General features: G+C 64.1%; 15 protein-coding genes. 6 read left to right on the plus strand and 9 right to left on the minus strand.

The genetic code is table 11. The features are described 5' to 3' along the window. Positions 1-11 precede the first annotated feature (11 nt). Together ACNKU3_RS18855 and ACNKU3_RS18860 are read left to right on the plus strand one after the other, a co-directional pair. The gene (locus ACNKU3_RS18855; RefSeq protein ID WP_418261115.1) at positions 12-1,142 is read left to right on the plus strand and encodes an FAS1-like dehydratase domain-containing protein; all 1,131 of its coding nucleotides are present in this window, start codon (positions 12-14) and stop codon (positions 1,140-1,142) included. 184 nt (positions 1,143-1,326) lie between these two features. Then, positions 1,327-2,535, plus strand: a complete 1,209-nt coding sequence (locus ACNKU3_RS18860; RefSeq protein ID WP_418261116.1) for a CaiB/BaiF CoA transferase family protein — start codon at positions 1,327-1,329, stop codon at positions 2,533-2,535. A gap of 24 nt (positions 2,536-2,559) precedes the next feature. Here the strand turns inward: ACNKU3_RS18860 and ACNKU3_RS18865 are convergent, their stop codons facing one another. The 4 genes from ACNKU3_RS18865 to ACNKU3_RS18880 are packed head-to-tail and all read right to left on the minus strand — an operon-like array spanning position 2,560 to position 4,589. Next, complete coding sequence (locus tag ACNKU3_RS18865) at positions 2,560-2,724, minus strand: hypothetical protein (RefSeq protein WP_418261117.1); 165 nt, start codon at positions 2,722-2,724, stop codon at positions 2,560-2,562. A gap of 3 nt (positions 2,725-2,727) precedes the next feature. Next, positions 2,728-3,753: an ACR3 family arsenite efflux transporter gene (arsB, locus tag ACNKU3_RS18870; RefSeq protein ID WP_418261118.1), complete on the minus strand. Its 1,026-nt coding sequence runs from the start codon at positions 3,751-3,753 to the stop codon at positions 2,728-2,730. A 4-nt stretch (positions 3,754-3,757) separates the two neighbouring features. Further along, positions 3,758-4,231, minus strand: a complete 474-nt coding sequence (locus ACNKU3_RS18875) for an arsenate reductase ArsC (protein ID WP_418261119.1) — start codon at positions 4,229-4,231, stop codon at positions 3,758-3,760. A 22-nt stretch (positions 4,232-4,253) separates the two neighbouring features. Next, positions 4,254-4,589 carry a metalloregulator ArsR/SmtB family transcription factor gene (locus ACNKU3_RS18880; RefSeq protein WP_418261120.1) on the minus strand — a complete coding sequence of 112 codons (336 nt, stop codon included), beginning with the start codon at positions 4,587-4,589 and terminating at the stop codon, positions 4,254-4,256. A 260-nt stretch (positions 4,590-4,849) separates the two neighbouring features. Between ACNKU3_RS18880 and ACNKU3_RS18885 the strand changes: the two genes are divergently transcribed. Then, positions 4,850-6,397 (plus strand): arylsulfatase, encoded by a 1,548-nt coding sequence (locus ACNKU3_RS18885; protein ID WP_418261121.1) that lies wholly within the window; start codon positions 4,850-4,852, stop codon positions 6,395-6,397. Between the two features lie 122 nt (positions 6,398-6,519). Here the strand turns inward: ACNKU3_RS18885 and ACNKU3_RS18890 are convergent, their stop codons facing one another. The 5 genes from ACNKU3_RS18890 to ACNKU3_RS18910 form a co-directional block, all read right to left on the minus strand. After that, the gene (locus tag ACNKU3_RS18890) at positions 6,520-6,891 is read right to left on the minus strand and encodes a hypothetical protein (RefSeq protein ID WP_418261122.1); all 372 of its coding nucleotides are present in this window, start codon (positions 6,889-6,891) and stop codon (positions 6,520-6,522) included. A gap of 199 nt (positions 6,892-7,090) precedes the next feature. After that, entirely contained in the window at positions 7,091-7,762 is a 672-nt protein-coding gene (locus ACNKU3_RS18895; protein WP_418261123.1) for a glutathione S-transferase family protein, read from the minus strand. After that, the gene (locus tag ACNKU3_RS18900; RefSeq protein ID WP_418261124.1) at positions 7,762-8,211 is read right to left on the minus strand and encodes a cupin domain-containing protein; all 450 of its coding nucleotides are present in this window, start codon (positions 8,209-8,211) and stop codon (positions 7,762-7,764) included. The genes ACNKU3_RS18895 and ACNKU3_RS18900 overlap by 1 nt, the downstream gene beginning before the upstream one ends. A 51-nt stretch (positions 8,212-8,262) precedes the next feature. Then, on the minus strand, positions 8,263-9,570 hold the full coding sequence (locus ACNKU3_RS18905) for a hypothetical protein (RefSeq protein ID WP_418261125.1): 1,308 nt from the start codon (positions 9,568-9,570) through the stop codon (positions 8,263-8,265). A 22-nt stretch (positions 9,571-9,592) separates the two neighbouring features. Beyond that, positions 9,593-11,194 carry an SMP-30/gluconolactonase/LRE family protein gene (locus ACNKU3_RS18910; protein WP_418261126.1) on the minus strand — a complete coding sequence of 534 codons (1,602 nt, stop codon included), beginning with the start codon at positions 11,192-11,194 and terminating at the stop codon, positions 9,593-9,595. Positions 11,195-11,358: 164 nt separating this feature from the next. Between ACNKU3_RS18910 and ACNKU3_RS18915 the strand changes: the two genes are divergently transcribed. The 3 genes from ACNKU3_RS18915 to ACNKU3_RS18925 all read left to right on the plus strand — a co-directional run bounded on the left by ACNKU3_RS18915 (position 11,359) and on the right by ACNKU3_RS18925 (position 14,330). Next, a complete protein-coding gene (locus ACNKU3_RS18915; RefSeq protein WP_418261127.1) occupies positions 11,359-11,778 on the plus strand; it encodes a PaaI family thioesterase in 420 nt (139 codons plus the stop codon). A 294-nt stretch (positions 11,779-12,072) separates the two neighbouring features. Beyond that, a complete protein-coding gene (locus ACNKU3_RS18920; protein ID WP_418261128.1) occupies positions 12,073-12,579 on the plus strand; it encodes a nuclear transport factor 2 family protein in 507 nt (168 codons plus the stop codon). 347 nt (positions 12,580-12,926) lie between these two features. After that, positions 12,927-14,330 carry an aromatic ring-hydroxylating oxygenase subunit alpha gene (locus ACNKU3_RS18925; protein ID WP_418261129.1) on the plus strand — a complete coding sequence of 468 codons (1,404 nt, stop codon included), beginning with the start codon at positions 12,927-12,929 and terminating at the stop codon, positions 14,328-14,330. The last annotated feature ends 2 nt before the right edge of the window (positions 14,331-14,332 follow it).

Genomic DNA, 14,332 nt, shown 5'->3' on the forward strand with positions numbered 1-14,332 from the left:
AGAGTAAACCCATGACTGCAGTCAATAAATTCCCGAAAATTACCGAGGAAGGTCTCGACGACCTGCGCTCGCGCATCGGCGTCAAGATCGAGAACACCATCGAGCCCTGGAACTACGAGGCGACCCGCGACGCGATCCGCCACTACGCCCACGGCATCGGTGACGACAACCCGCTGTGGTGCGACCCCGAGTACGCCAAGGGCACCAAGTACGGCGACGTCGTGGCCCTGCCCAGCTTCATGTTCACCACCAGCCGCATCATCTCCGGCTACTGCGGCGGCCTGTCCGGCGTGCACGCCATGTGGGCCGGCGCCGACTGGACCTGGCACAAGCCGGTCCTGCGCAACGACGAGATCCGCACCGAGGCCTACCTGAAAGACCTGATCGAGCACCAGACCCGCTTCGCCGGCCGCTCCTTCCAGCAGATCTACCACGTCGACTTCTACAACCAGCACGGCGACAAGGTCACCGAAGCGGACAGCTGGGTATTCCGTACCGACCGCGACGAAGCCCGTGAGCGCGGCACCAAGTACGACAGCGTGAAGGGCAAGGTCGAGCAGCTCTCCGACGAGCAACTGGCCGAGTGGGGCAAGCTCTACGCCAACGAGGAAATCCGCGGTGCCAACACCCGCTACTGGGAAGACGTCACCGAGGGCGAGGAACTGCCGCGCATGATGAAAGGCCCGATGACCGTCACCGGCTTCATCTGCTACGCCCAGGGCTGGGGCGGCCTCTACATCCGCTCCAACAAGCTGGCGTGGAAAATGCAACAGGCGCACCCGGGCCTGGCGATCAAGAACCGCTTCAACATCCCCGACTGCCCCGAGCGCGTGCACTGGGATGACGACTTCGCAAAAGAAGTGGGCACCCCCGGCGCCTACGATTACGGCCCGGAGCGTACTTCCTGGCTGACCCACCACTGCACCAACTGGATGGGCGACGACGGCTTCCTGCACAAGCACAAGAGCCAGATCCGCCGCCACAACCCGGACGGCGACGTGATCTTCATCGACGGCCAGGTGAGCCGCAAGTTCGTCGAGGACGGCAAGCACTACGTGGAAATCAGCCAGCGCGCGGAAACCCACCGCGGCGAACTGTCCGCCACCGGCTCCGCTATCGTGCAACTGCCCTCCAAGGGCTGATAGCATGGGCTGGCTTCCAGCACGGAAGCCAGCCCCGGTTCCTGCAGGCGTGGCCATGCCGCCCTGCAGGTAACTCCGGTGAGTGTCGCAGCGGTATCGCGGCACTCACCCGAGTTGCCTGGCACCAGGTAACAGACAAGCGCCGCACGAGCGCCAAATAACAATTTTCCGACCGGCAGGTTGTATGACTGAACAGGCAAACTGGGCGGGGCCGCTGGCCGGTGTCCGCGTTCTCGACCTCACCCGCGTGCTGGCGGGTCCTTCCGCGTCACTGGCGCTGGCCGATCTCGGCGCGGAAGTGATCAAGGTCGAACCCCCCGGCAGCGGCGACGAGACCCGCACCTTCCCGCCCTTTCGCGAGGGCGAAAGCCACTATTACCTGGCCATCAACCGCGGCAAGAAGAGTATCGTCGTCGACCTGAAGACTGACGAGGGCGTGCAACTGGTCAAGGACCTCGCCGCGAAGTGCGACATCCTGGTTGAAAACTACCGGCCCGGCGTGATGGACCGGCTCGGCCTGGGTTACGAGACCCTGTCGGCCATCCACCCGGGGCTGATCTACTGTTCCATCTCCGGCTTCGGTGCCACCGGCCCGATGCGTGAAAAGCCCTCCTTCGACATCGTGCTGCAGGCGCTGTCCGGCGCGCTCAGCGTCAACGGCGAGCCGGGCGCCGCGCCCACCAAGCTCGGCATTCCCCTGGGCGACCTGATCGGCGGCATCAACGGCCCCATCGGCATCCTCGCCGCCCTGCACGAGCGCCACGCCACCGGCCGCGGGCGGCATATCGATGTCAGCCTGCTCGACGGCATGCTCGGCATGCTCGGCTACCTGGCGCAACTGGCCTTCTTTACCGGCGAGGACCCGCAGCCCCAGGGCACCCAGCACCCCAACCTGGTGCCCTACGGCGCCTTCCCCGCCAGCGATGGCTCGATCATCGTCGCCTGCCTGACCAACAGCTTTTGGGCGCGCATCTGCAACGCCATCCAGCGCCCGGAACTGATCGACGACCCGCGCTACGACATGATCGAGAAGCGCCGCGACGCGCGCGAGGAAGTCAACGCCATCATCGCCGCATTCACGCAACAGCACAGCGTAGACGAGCTGGTGGAACTGTTCAGCGAATACCAGGTACCCAACGCACCGATCCTCGGTATCACCGATGCCCTGCGGCAACCACAGGCAGTCGAGCGGCAGATGGTGGTGGAAACCGAGCACCAGACCCTGGGCACCATTCCCATCGTCAACCGCGCCATCAAGTACACCGACGCAGCACAGCCGGTGCCGGCGGCGCCGCCGGTGCTGGGCCAGCACACGGATGACGTACTCCGGGAACTGCTGGAGCTGGAACCGGCACAGATCGCAGCGCTGCGCGACAGCGGCACGGTTGCCTGAGGCAACCCTGGTTCAGGGTCCCGGCTAAAGCGCCCGCTCGTCGATCCGCTTGCGGAAGGCCCCGACGCTCTCCTTGCGCTCGGAATGGCGGTCGACCAGGTAGTTATTGCAACCGCGGGTCAGCAGGCGCTCGGGGTCGATACCCTGCAGGCACTCCCGATCGATGTTGGGCATGGATTCCAGCGACATGAATTACTCCCGGGGTTCGAACCAGTGCCGCGTGCGGTTGGCGAAGGCGACCAGCGACAGCATCACCGGCACCTCGACCAGCACGCCCACCACCGTCGCCAGCGCGGCCCCGGATTGCAGGCCGAACAGGGAAATGGCCACGGCGACCGCCAGTTCAAAAAAGTTGGACGTGCCGATCATGCAGGCGGGCGCGGCAATGTTGTGCGGCAGCTTCATCGCCTTCGCCGCGGCGTAGGCGATGGCGAAAATACCGTAGGTCTGGATCAGCAGGGGAACGGCGATCAGGCCGATGGCCGCCGGGTGGGCGAGGATGGTCTGGGCCTGGAAGCCGAACAGCAGCACCACTGTCGCCAGCAGCCCGCTGATCGAGATCGGCTTCAGCACTTTCAGGAAATGCTCGAGCCGGGAATGGTCCTGCTGCGAATCGAGTTGCCGCCGGGTCAGCACCCCGGCGACCAGCGGAATCACCACGTACAGCACCACCGATAACAGCAGGGTATCCCAGGGCACAGTGACATCGCTGACGCCGAGCAGGAAGGCGGCTAGCGGCGCGAAGGCGAAGATCATGATCAGGTCGTTCACCGACACCTGCACCAGGGTGTAATTGGCGTCGCCGCGGGTGAGGTGGCTCCAGACAAAGACCATCGCGGTGCAGGGCGCCACCCCCAGCAGGATCATGCCGGCGATATACTCGGTGGCGGTCTGCGGGTCGACGAGGTCGGCGAAGATCACCCGGAAGAACAGCCAGCCCAGCGCCGCCATGGTAAAGGGCTTCACCAGCCAGTTGATCACCAGCGTCAGCAGCAACCCCCGGGGCTTTTTACCGATATCGCGGATGGAGGAAAAATCCACCTGCACCATCATCGGGTAGATCATCACCCAGATGAACAGCGCGACGGGGATGTTCACATGGGCGACTTCCAGTGCCGCGAACCAGTGAAACAGGCCCGGCATGAGGTTGCCCAGCAACACCCCGGCGAGGATACACAGGCCCACCCATACGCTCAGGTAGCGTTCGAAAATTCCCACCTGCTCACTCCTCCGTCAGTCGATCCAGTTGCCGTTGGCGCTCATCGCGCGACAGGCTTTCCCAATTCACTGCCAGCATGCTGCCGACCCGTTGTTCGATGGTGTCCATCACCGCATTGAAGGCCTGGCGGACAGTTGCCTCGTCTCCCTCGAGCTTCGACGGGTCGGGCAGTCCCCAGTGGGCGACCGCCGTAGTGCCGAACCACACCGGGCAGGTTTCGTTCGCCGCGCTGTCGCAGACCGTGACCACGATATCCGGTTGCTCCGCCTCGAAATCATCCCAGGACTGGCTGGCCAGCCCTGCGGTGGCTATTCCCCGCTCGGCGAGGAATTTGAGGGTCAGCGGGTGCACCTCACCCGCGGGCTGGCTCCCCGCGCTGAAGGCGCGCAGGCGGCCTCCTGCAAGGTGATTGGTCAACGCCTCGCTGAGAATACTGCGGCAGCGGTTGTGGGTGCAGATATAAAGAATACTGGTCATATCGGTTCCGTTCCTGCGTTTGCTAGCAACAGGCGGGGCGGCCCGCCATCCGGTCGAGGTTGTCGCGGTATACCGCGAGTTCCCCGACGCTCGCCTCGCCGGCAGTACGCAGAATTGCCAGCGCCCAGTCGGGCACGTCGCGGGCGATGCTGTAAAACACCCACTGCCCCCGCCGGGTATCGGCGAGCACGCCGCAGTTGCGCAGTTGCGCGAGGTGCCGGGAAATCTTCGACTGGCCCTCGCCCAGGGCCGCCACCAGTTCACACACGCACAACTCGCCCTGCTGGAAAATCAACAGGGTGGCGTGCAGGCGCGTTTCATCGGCGAGGCACTTGAGCAACTGTACCGGTGTGAGCACGTTGTGTTCTCCGGGTTCGGTGGTTTCACCGGGGCGTGAATGGCAAGCAGATATATTATGATATCCGTATATCCAGATATCATTCAATCACAGGCACATAACAGGACAATGTGCCTGCCGCACCGGAAATAAGCGCCCCAGCCAACGGCCCGGTTCCGGATTCTGAACTACACTGAGACCCAGCGAACCCCACCCCCCGCTCCCGCAAGCCGGTGGCCGCGGGGTTCGCTCTCTCCCCGTGATTAAAGAGGAACCGGGCAATGCGCTCACTACGACAACTCCAACTACTTTTAAGCTCAGTACTCCTGTCGCTTGCCACTGTGGCGGTACAGGCCCAGGACAAGCCCAACATCGTCGTGATCTTCGGCGACGACGTTGGCTACTGGAACCTGTCGGTCAACAGCGGCGGCATGATGGGCTTCCAGACCCCCAACATCGACCGCATCGCGAAAGAGGGCATGCGCTTCACTGACTACTACGCCGAGCAGTCCTGCACCGCCGGCCGCGCCGCGTTCATCACCGGCCAGATGCCGGTGCGCACCGGCCTGACCAAGGTGGGCCTGCCGGGCGCCGACCTCGGTATTCGCCCGGAAGACCCGACCCTGGCGGAACTGCTCAAGTCGCAGGGCTATATCAGCGGCCAGTTCGGCAAGAACCACCTCGGCGACCGCGACGAATTCCTGCCCACCGCCCACGGCTTCGACGAGTTCTTCGGCAACCTCTACCACCTCAACGCGGAAGAGGCACCGGAGAACCCGAACTATCCGAAGGACCCGGAATTCCGCAAGAAATTCGGCCCCCGCGGCGTCATTCACAGCTACGAGGATGGCCGTATCCAGGACACCGGCCCGCTCAACATCAAGCGCATGGAAACCGTCGACGAAGAGTTCCTGACCGCCGCCATCGACTGGATGGACCGCCAGGTGAAGGCCGACAAGCCCTTCTTCCTCTGGTTCAACAGCACCCGCATGCACTATGTCACCCACGTACCGCCGGAGTGGGCGGGCAAGTCCGGCCTGAACTTCTACGCGGACGGCATGCTGCAGCACGATGCGGACGTCGGCAAACTGCTCGACAAGATCGACAACCTGGGTATCGCCGATAACACCATCGTGATCTACTCCACCGACAACGGCCCCCACTTCAACATGTGGCCCGACGGCGGCATCACCCCCTTCCGCGGCGAGAAGAACACCAACTGGGAAGGCGGTTACCGGGTGCCTTTCTTTATCCGCTGGCCCGGCAAGATCAAGGCCGACTCCATCTCCAACGACATCGCCGCGCACAACGACTGGGTACCCACCCTGATGGCCGCTGTCGGCGAACCCGAGGTGAAGGAAAAGCTGCTGAAAGGCTTCAAGTCCGGCGGCAAGACCTACAAGGTCCACCTCGATGGCTACAACCTGCTGCCCAACCTGACCGGCAGCACCGACCAGCCCTGGCCGCGCAAGGAGTTCTACTACTGGAGCGACGACGCCGACCTGGTCGCCATGCGCTACGACCGCTGGAAGCTGGTCTTCAAGGAACAGACCGCCGAGGGCTTCCGGGTGTGGATGGAACCCTTCGTCAACCTGCGCGTACCGCTGATCTTCGACCTGCGCATGGACCCCTTCGAGCGCGCGGAACACAATTCCAACAGCTACTACGAGTGGATGGAGCACCAGGTGCAGTGGGCAGGCGTGCCGGCCCAGGTTTACGCTGGCCAGATGATCAAGACCTTCGAGAAGTTCCCGCCACGGCAGAAACCCTCCTCGTTCAATCTTGACCAGGTCATGCAGTCCATGAGCAACGCCACCGGCAGCCGCTGAGCGGGTACCGCGTTACAGCCGCCGGGTGACCGGCGGCACACAATCGTGACGGCGGGCAAGTGTCCTACTTGCCCGCCGTTTTTATTGCCTGCAGGAAAGTAAAAAGGAGCGCTGTAACAACGTCAGCCCCGGGACAGCCGGGAACCGGCAAGGTAGGCCACCGCGATGGCAACCGCGTAGGCGAGGGACTGGCCCGCCAGGGTAAGTGCCGGGGCGCTCAGGCTGGCGCCGGAGAAGTACTGGAAGGGAAAGTAGGCCAGGCAGCCGAGCAGGAATACCAACACAAGGTGCAGGCGGTTACAGAGAAAGCCGACCACCAGGCCCGGCGAAAACACCACCAGCTTGGCCAGGGGTACGCCGATGAGGTAGGCGCTTACCGCCACCCAGTGCGCCGCCGCGACATGCTGCAGGCCCTGCACCTCCCGGTACAGGAATCCCGCCAGGCCCGCGCACGCGACCAGGACAATACTGAACACGATACTTCTGTTTCCCATTGGCACCTCAAGCAGCCTGAACATCAGGCGGCTTTTATACCACGCGGTTTCCACCGCGGTTCCAGTGGAAAGACAAAAAGCAGGCTTTTTTCCCGGTTATGGCCACAATGCCGTGGCGGGTGCTTCGACCACTCCGCCGTCAACCCATGCCGCACGGATTGCCCGGAAACAGCTCAAGCAGGCATGGGCAGCCCCCCGGCTAGTTGAAGCTGACAGTCATGCCCTGCACTTCTTCGAGCCCCAGGGCCATGGCGCGCCGCACCGCCGGGCGCTCGGCGATGCGCTGGTGCCAGGCACGGATATTCGGGTAGTGCTGCAGCCCGTCGACGTAGTGACCGTACTGGTCGACCCAGGTCCAGCAGGCCATGTCGGCGATGCTGTAGTCGTCGCAGATGTAGTCGCGCCCGGCGAGCTGGTTTTCCAGCACGGCGTACAGGCGCTTCACTTCCTTGGTGAATCGGTAGATGGTCAGCGAGGTTTCCTGCGGGTCGCGGCCGGGCTTTTCCGCCGCGCGCCTGAACCAGGTGATCTGCCCCGCCATCGGTCCCAGGCCGGCCATCTGCCAGAACACCCAGCTGTCCACCGCCGCCTGCCTGGCAGCGGATTCCACGGGATAAAAGGCGCCGCTTTTGCGCCCGAGATACTGCAGGATGGCGCCGGACTCGAACACCATGACCGGCTCGGCACCGGGCTGTTCGTCCACGATGGCCGGGATGCGCCCGTTCGGGCAGATTGCCAGGTACTCCGGAGACTGCGCTTCCCGCTCGAAAATATTGAGCACCTGCAGCCGGTAATCCAGCCCCATCTCCTCCAGTGCGATGCTGACCTTGCGGCCATTGGGCGTGGGGAAATAGTAGAGCGTCAGCGCCACTAGTCTTCGATCTCGCGGAACTTTATTTCGACCCGCGGTTTGGCCTCGATGCCGATATCGGTAAAGGTCGACACGTCCCACAGGTCGCGCCCGCCGATGTCGAAAAACACGGCGACCTCGTCGCTGCGGTTCTGCAGGTGGTGGGGATTGGGGTCGCCGGCGGTGAAGCCCACGCAATCGCCGGCGCGCAGGACCTCCTCGCCATCGTCGGTGACCAGCACCAGTTCGCCGGAGAGCACGATCACCGCCTCGTCGTTGGTCTTGTGCCAGTGGCGCTGGGTCGACCAGGTGCCCGGGGGCAACTCGACACGGTTGATACCGAACTGGGTGACGCCCAACTGGCGGGTGAGGGGCCAGGTCTTGCGGCCCGCACAGGGTTCGTCGTGAGGTGGCGGGTAACTGGCGCCCAGGCGCGCCGCGTCCGGATCGATCACTACTTTTTTGCCCATCGCTGCCTCCTGATTTCTTATTGCTGTGTTGTCGCGATGTACCTTTGGATATTAAAGCCGGCGCACCAGGTCGCCCAGCTTGCGGGTCTGCCAGACATTGAGCGTTTTGGTCATCATGTGCAACTGGATACGGGCGTTTTCGTGTTCGGCAAATGCGGCATCGCGGTAACTGGCCAGCGCGTCGATATCGTCGATTTCCCGCGCGATCGCCACCGGCGCACCCATCGAATAGGCCACGCCGGACACCACCACGATCAGCAGGCAGTGCAGGCGCAGTTCCTCCAGGCTGATGCGCGGCCCACCCTGGGCCGCGTATTCCTCGATAAATACGCCCAGCAGTTCATCCAGGTGGTCGTTCCAGATTGCCGGTTCGGCACCGCTGATGACCCCGCTCACCGACTGGGCCACGCTCATCGGTCCCGCATTCGCCCAGTCCATGAACCCACTGTGCAACTCGCCCTGCGCATCGCGCCAGAACCAGCAGTTGTCGATATTGGCGTTCCAGTGGGCGAAGGCGACCATGTCCGGGTTACCGAACATTACGTCCCGGATCCGTTCCTGTGCCGCCACCACGTCGGGAATATCGGCGAGGAACTGCTCGCGCAGGCCCGGCTCCCGCACATTGCCAGGAAACAGCCGCGGATAGCGCGCGATGAAGTCGAACATGCGGTTCGCCCACTGCAGCAGTTTTTCCTCGGGCACCGGGATGGCGAACATCGCCGCGGCCCGCTTGCCATCGTAGGGGAACTGCCGGTCGAACTCCGGCGACAGCCTGCCGCCGCGGTGCGCGCCGGATAGCCTGGCCAGGCCTTTCAGGATGGCCCGGTAGTGCTCTGGCTGGTCCGCTATCGTGTAGTCCATGCACTTCGGGTGCAGCGGCTCCACGGCGCCGACGCCATATTGAATGCACTCGGTGATAATCAGCCCGGTCGCCGAAGCCGGCTCGACATCCGCAAACAGGCACAGGGGTACGGCAACGGGAAAGTTCGGTGCGCGGGAGAGCACCGCCACCCGCACCTCAGACACCATCATGAAGCGGCCGCGGTCCCACAGTTCGTTATCGTAGTTGCGGGAAAACTTGATGAACAGGCGCTCGGGCAAGTCCGGCTGCGCTGTGGCGTAGGCCACCGTCAACAGCAGTTTTTTACCGGTGCCGCCGCCGAAGAATTCCTCAGCCTCGACAACCCGGCTGACGCTGTTATCCGCCGCCAGCGCGCCGGAAGCCCGGAAGGCGCGGGTCAGGAATTCCGCGCCGCCGGCCAGCAGCGCCGCCGCGTCGGCGGGAATCTCCAGGCCGTAGGTTTCACCGGTCACCCAGGGTTTTTGTTCGGCGTCGGCCTGTTGCTGCTGGTCAAACATGTTGCGCTCCGCGGGACCCGCCTCAGGCTCCGCTGTGCCGCAGGGCAATCACGCTGCCCTCGGCGTCGCCACAGATATACAGCGTGCCGTCGGCGGCCACATCGATACCGGTAAAGTTGCCCATCGGGCCGCACATGTCACCGACGCCGCCAAGCAGCTTGATTTCCGCGCCAGCGGGCGCGCCCACCGGCAGGCCGGAGGCGATGACCCGGCGGTCGCCGTCCAGCAGGTCGCACTCGACCAGGGTCTTGGCGCCGATATCGAGCACGAACAGCTTGCCCTGGTGCAGGGCGATGCCCTCGGGCTGCTGCAGGCCGTCGAGCAGGGTTTCCGCAACACCGCCGCTCACCCGGCTGACCTTGCCGGCGGCGGATTCCGCCACGTAGCAAGCGCCGTCGGCGGCGACTGCGACACCCTTGGGTGCGGCCAGGTCGGTGGCCAGTACGCTGACCTCGCCACTGGCGTCGATGCCCAGCAAGCGGCCGCGGCCGTATTCCGCGGTGACGATCCCCGCATCCGCCAGGGCGACGCCCATCAGTTGGTCGAAGCCGCTGGCGATCACGCTGCTTTGCTGGTTCACGACATTGAAGCGGCTGACCTCGCCATTGGCGGTGGTGACGATCCACTCGCCCGGTCCGCTGCTGGCCACCCCGCGGCAGTAACCGGGGAAACCGGGGGAAAACAGCATGCCGACCAGTTGCAGCTCACCGCCCGGCTGCAGGGTGTAGGTAAACCCGCCGTCGACCACGAACAGGCTGCCGTCGGCGGCGACCCCGACGTCCAGCGGCCACTGCAGGCCCTTGTCGACCAGCGCTCGAACCTCACCACTCGCAGTGATTTCCACCACCTCGCCGGTGATGCTGGAGACGAACAGGCGGTCGCCGACGAAGGTGCAGTTGTCCAGTCCCGGCGCCAGTTGCGCGAGCACGGTTTTCTCGCCGGTTGCGGGATCGATGCGCAGCACCTGGCCGCTGGCGACCTGGGTGGAGACGATAAATCCCCGGCTGTCGAACTTCACCGAGTCCGGCACGCCGAGATCCTTCGCCACGACTTCCGGTTCGCCGCCGGCGAGATCCACCCGCCAGATTTCGTTGGTCCCCATCACCGGGAAATACAGCTTGCCGTCCGGTCCGACCTCGAAGGCATTGGGCATCGGCACGTTATCGAGGATGATGCGCGGCGGCCCGCCGTCCGCGCTGAGTTCCATGATGCGGCCGCCGATGCGGCACTCGCCGGCAATCAGTTTGCCGTTATACACGGTGATCGGGTTGGCGCAGGGCATGTCGCCCTGTACCACGCGGTATTCGCCGTTGGGTTTGCGCATGCTGACCAGGCCGCGGGTGATTTCCGTGGCAAACAGGTTGCCGGCGGCATCGAAGGCCAGGTCGTCGGGGCCGACGATATCGCCGCCGGTCGGGCTGATGGTTTCAATCTGTCCTGAATTCACATCGATGGCGCTGACCTGGCTGCCGGCAACCTGGGCGACGTAGACACGCCCGTCGGCGCCGGTGCGCATGCCGTTGGCCCCGAACAGGCGACTGGGCCGGGTGAGGCGCTCCGCCTGCCAGCCGTCCGCTGCGTGAAGGGAAGACGCGGCGCTGTAGCGCCCACTCAGGCTTGTCACTGTGGCAACCTCCTCGGGATGCGTGATACTGCTGGCGCCGTCGCCGGATCTATCGCGACACCATTGGAATTATCAACAGGGCTGTTTATTATCTGGTGCCGGAGCCAATCCGGCCAGACCTGTTCGGCAAAACGAAGCGGTACAATGGCCGAATTGAAAATTCAATGCAATATCAGGACGAGTGGATGAGCGGGCAGCAGGAATGGAAGCGGCGGGAAATGAAGGGCATCCCCGCCTCACTGGGCGCGCTGTGGACCCAGCGCGACGACAGCGGCTGGCACTACGCCGTGCAACTGGACGAGAGTCACTGCAACGCCCAGGGTTTCGTCCACGGCGGCGTGCTGATGACTTTCGTGGACCACGCCATGTCGCTGCTGGTCTGGGAAGCGGCCGAGCGCGCTTTCTGCTCCACCGTGCAACTGGACAGCCACTTCCTCAACGCCCTGCGCGCCCCGGCCTTCGTCGAGCTGGAGTTCGAGCTGCTGCGCCGCAGCCGCTCGCTGATCTTCGCCCGCGGCCTGCTGCGCGCAGATGACAATATCGTAATGGAAGCTACCGGGATGTGGAGTGTGGCTGCATCATGATGCCGACCCGCACGGCCGCCGGTTCCGGGGCCCCGACACGAGCCCGCCTTCCACTCAGCCGCCACGGCTCGAAGGCGTTTTGACTCACCGTGGCGGCTGAGTGGAAGACAGGCTCTCGCTATCAGCGGATTCCGCTTCAGGCAGTTCCTCTCGCTGGATCCACCACCGCAAGAGCAGGTACCGGCGTGTTCCGAAGGTACAACCGGGCAATACCCACGACGCCCGGATAAAATTGCCCAACCCACCCCTGATCACTAGAATCAAGCGATAATTAAACCAAGGAGTATCAATAAAATGAACACCGACTTCCTGATCGCAGAGAGCGGCATCCGCCAGCTCTATGCCCGGTTTATCGACGCCGTCTGGCGCCAGGACGCCGACAGCTTCTCCGACTGCTTCACCGAGAACGGCGAGTGGAAGGTTGGCGGCATGCACCTTAAGGGGCGCAGCGAGATCGGCCCGACCTTCGCCAAGCTGCTGGGCCTCAACGAGCGCGTGCTGATCCTGCCGGGCCTGCCGGTACTGGAGATCGACGGCGACCAGGGCAGCGGCCGCATCCACAGCACCGAGATGGCCAAGCTGCCCGACGGCAGCTCGGTAATGACCATCGGCGTCTTCTACGACCGCTACCAGCGCGAGGGCGACACCTGGCGCTTCCGCTGGCGTCATTTCGGCCTGCATTACCGGGGGCCGCTGGACCTGTCCAACCCGATGGTGGAATCGCCGGATTTCGGCCCGCCCCCGGGCATGCCCGAGTGGGACGAGCCCACCCTGACCCGGCGGACCCAGCCGCTGGAATAGGTCTCTGGCCGGCGGGCGGCGCACACCGGCATCTGCCAATCCGCGCTCTGCTGCCATTGGTAAAAAACGCGCTCGGCGGCAGCCGGGACGGCTGCCCGGGCGGCGGATAAGACAGCCAAAAACCGCTGTTCCGGGCCGCCCGAAGCGTTATAGACAACACTGTTGATTTTGTTTAAGATCGATAGCCTCAAAACGCTGGCGCCACAGGGTCCGATACCTGCCGATGTGAAATGCCGCCGCCTGGCCACCGCCCGTCAGCGTGGACTGACGGGGGCATTATTACGGTCTAAAGTGTTCCACACCCTGAACGATAAAAAGCGCATGTCCGGTTTCCGCAGGAGGATGACATGAACAAACCCGAAGACCCCAGAATCCCCAGCATCAGCATCGACGAAGTCGGTGAGCCCCTCAACTATCCGGTGGAAGCGTTCATCTGCCCGGAATACGCGAAGGCGGAAAAAGACCTGCTGTGGCCGAAGATCTGGCAGATGGCCGGCCGCGAGGAAGACATCCCGCAGGTCGGCGACTACTTCACCTACAATATCTGCGACGAATCCATCATCGTCATCCGCACCGCGCCCGACACCATTCGCGCCTACTACAATGTCTGCCCGCACCGCGGCCGCCAGCTGGTCAATTCACCCGACAGCACCAACGGCACCCGCGGCCGCAAGGCCAACTTCGTCTGCGGCTTCCACGGCTGGACCTTCAACCTGGAAGGCGAGAACACCTACATCCTCGACCAGCAGGACTGGCAGGGCACCCTCGACGACCAGGCCAAGACCTGCCTGACCAGCGTGCACTGCGACACCTGGGGCGGCTGGATCTACGTCAATATGGACCCGGACTGCGAGCCCCTGCGCGACTTCCTGGAGCCCGCGGCGCGCATCCTCGACCACTTCCAGTTCGAGAAAATGCGCTACAAGTGGCGCCAGTGGTCGATCTATCCCTGTAACTGGAAGACCGCCATCGAGGCCTTCATGGAGCCCTATCACGTGGCGGGCACCCACACCCAGCTGCTGAAATACGGCGAGTACTACGCTTACAGCAAGCCCTACGGCCCCCACGGCGTCAGCGGCTTCGACGAGCGCGACGCCGCGGCCAAGAACAGCCAGAGCAGTTCGGTAACCCGGGTCGGCCGCAAGGACCAGGACCCGCGTATCTCCACCTATGAACTGATCCGCGAGAACTATGAGACGGTGAACTACGCCGCCGCCACCGAGACCCTGGTGAAAGCCGCCAGCCGCCTGGTGGACGAACTGCCGGAAGGCACCCCCGGCAACGAGGTGATCGCCCACCTGATGCAGTCCGCCCGCGCCGACGACGCCGCGCGCGGTGTCGAGTGGCCGAACATCCCGCCGGAGATCATGGCGGAAGCGGGCCTGGCCTGGAGCCTGTTCCCCAACCAGACCATCCTGCAGGGGCAGACTTTCGCGCTGTGCTACCGCACCCGCCCCTACGGCGACGATCCCAACCAGTGCATCTTCGAGTCCTACGCCCTCGAGCGTTTCCCCGAAGGCGAAGAGCCGAAAACCGAGTGGGTGCAGGCCGAGCCGACCGCGGAGAAATGGGGCTCGGTGCTGGCCCAGGACTTCGCCAACATGGAGTGGGTCCAGCGCGGCATGAAGTCCCGCGGTTTCCGCGGCGCCCAGCCGAACCCGCACCAGGAACAGAAGATCACCAATTTCCACCGCGTGCTGTCCACCTACATGGAAGGGCGCGGCGCACCGAAGCTGGTCGATAAGGACTAGTC

This window comes from Haliea sp. E17 (assembly GCF_048323675.1).
Lineage (GTDB): Bacteria > Pseudomonadota > Gammaproteobacteria > Pseudomonadales > Halieaceae > Mangrovimicrobium.

What these genes read in the sequence shown, in the direction of transcription:
- ACNKU3_RS18855 (WP_418261115.1), top strand. Translation starts at nt 12, where the DNA reads ATGACTGCAGTCAATAAATTCCCGAAAATTACCGAGGAAGGTCTCGAC.
- ACNKU3_RS18860 (WP_418261116.1), top strand. Translation starts at nt 1,327, where the DNA reads ATGACTGAACAGGCAAACTGGGCGGGGCCGCTGGCCGGTGTCCGCGTT.
- ACNKU3_RS18865 (WP_418261117.1), bottom strand. Translation starts at nt 2,724, where the DNA reads ATGTCGCTGGAATCCATGCCCAACATCGATCGGGAGTGCCTGCAGGGT.
- ACNKU3_RS18875 (WP_418261119.1), bottom strand. Translation starts at nt 4,231, where the DNA reads ATGACCAGTATTCTTTATATCTGCACCCACAACCGCTGCCGCAGTATT.
- ACNKU3_RS18885 (WP_418261121.1), top strand. Translation starts at nt 4,850, where the DNA reads ATGCGCTCACTACGACAACTCCAACTACTTTTAAGCTCAGTACTCCTG.
- ACNKU3_RS18890 (WP_418261122.1), bottom strand. Translation starts at nt 6,891, where the DNA reads ATGGGAAACAGAAGTATCGTGTTCAGTATTGTCCTGGTCGCGTGCGCG.
- ACNKU3_RS18900 (WP_418261124.1), bottom strand. Translation starts at nt 8,211, where the DNA reads ATGGGCAAAAAAGTAGTGATCGATCCGGACGCGGCGCGCCTGGGCGCC.
- ACNKU3_RS18905 (WP_418261125.1), bottom strand. Translation starts at nt 9,570, where the DNA reads ATGTTTGACCAGCAGCAACAGGCCGACGCCGAACAAAAACCCTGGGTG.
- ACNKU3_RS18915 (WP_418261127.1), top strand. Translation starts at nt 11,359, where the DNA reads ATGCAATATCAGGACGAGTGGATGAGCGGGCAGCAGGAATGGAAGCGG.
- ACNKU3_RS18920 (WP_418261128.1), top strand. Translation starts at nt 12,073, where the DNA reads ATGAACACCGACTTCCTGATCGCAGAGAGCGGCATCCGCCAGCTCTAT.
- ACNKU3_RS18925 (WP_418261129.1), top strand. Translation starts at nt 12,927, where the DNA reads ATGAACAAACCCGAAGACCCCAGAATCCCCAGCATCAGCATCGACGAA.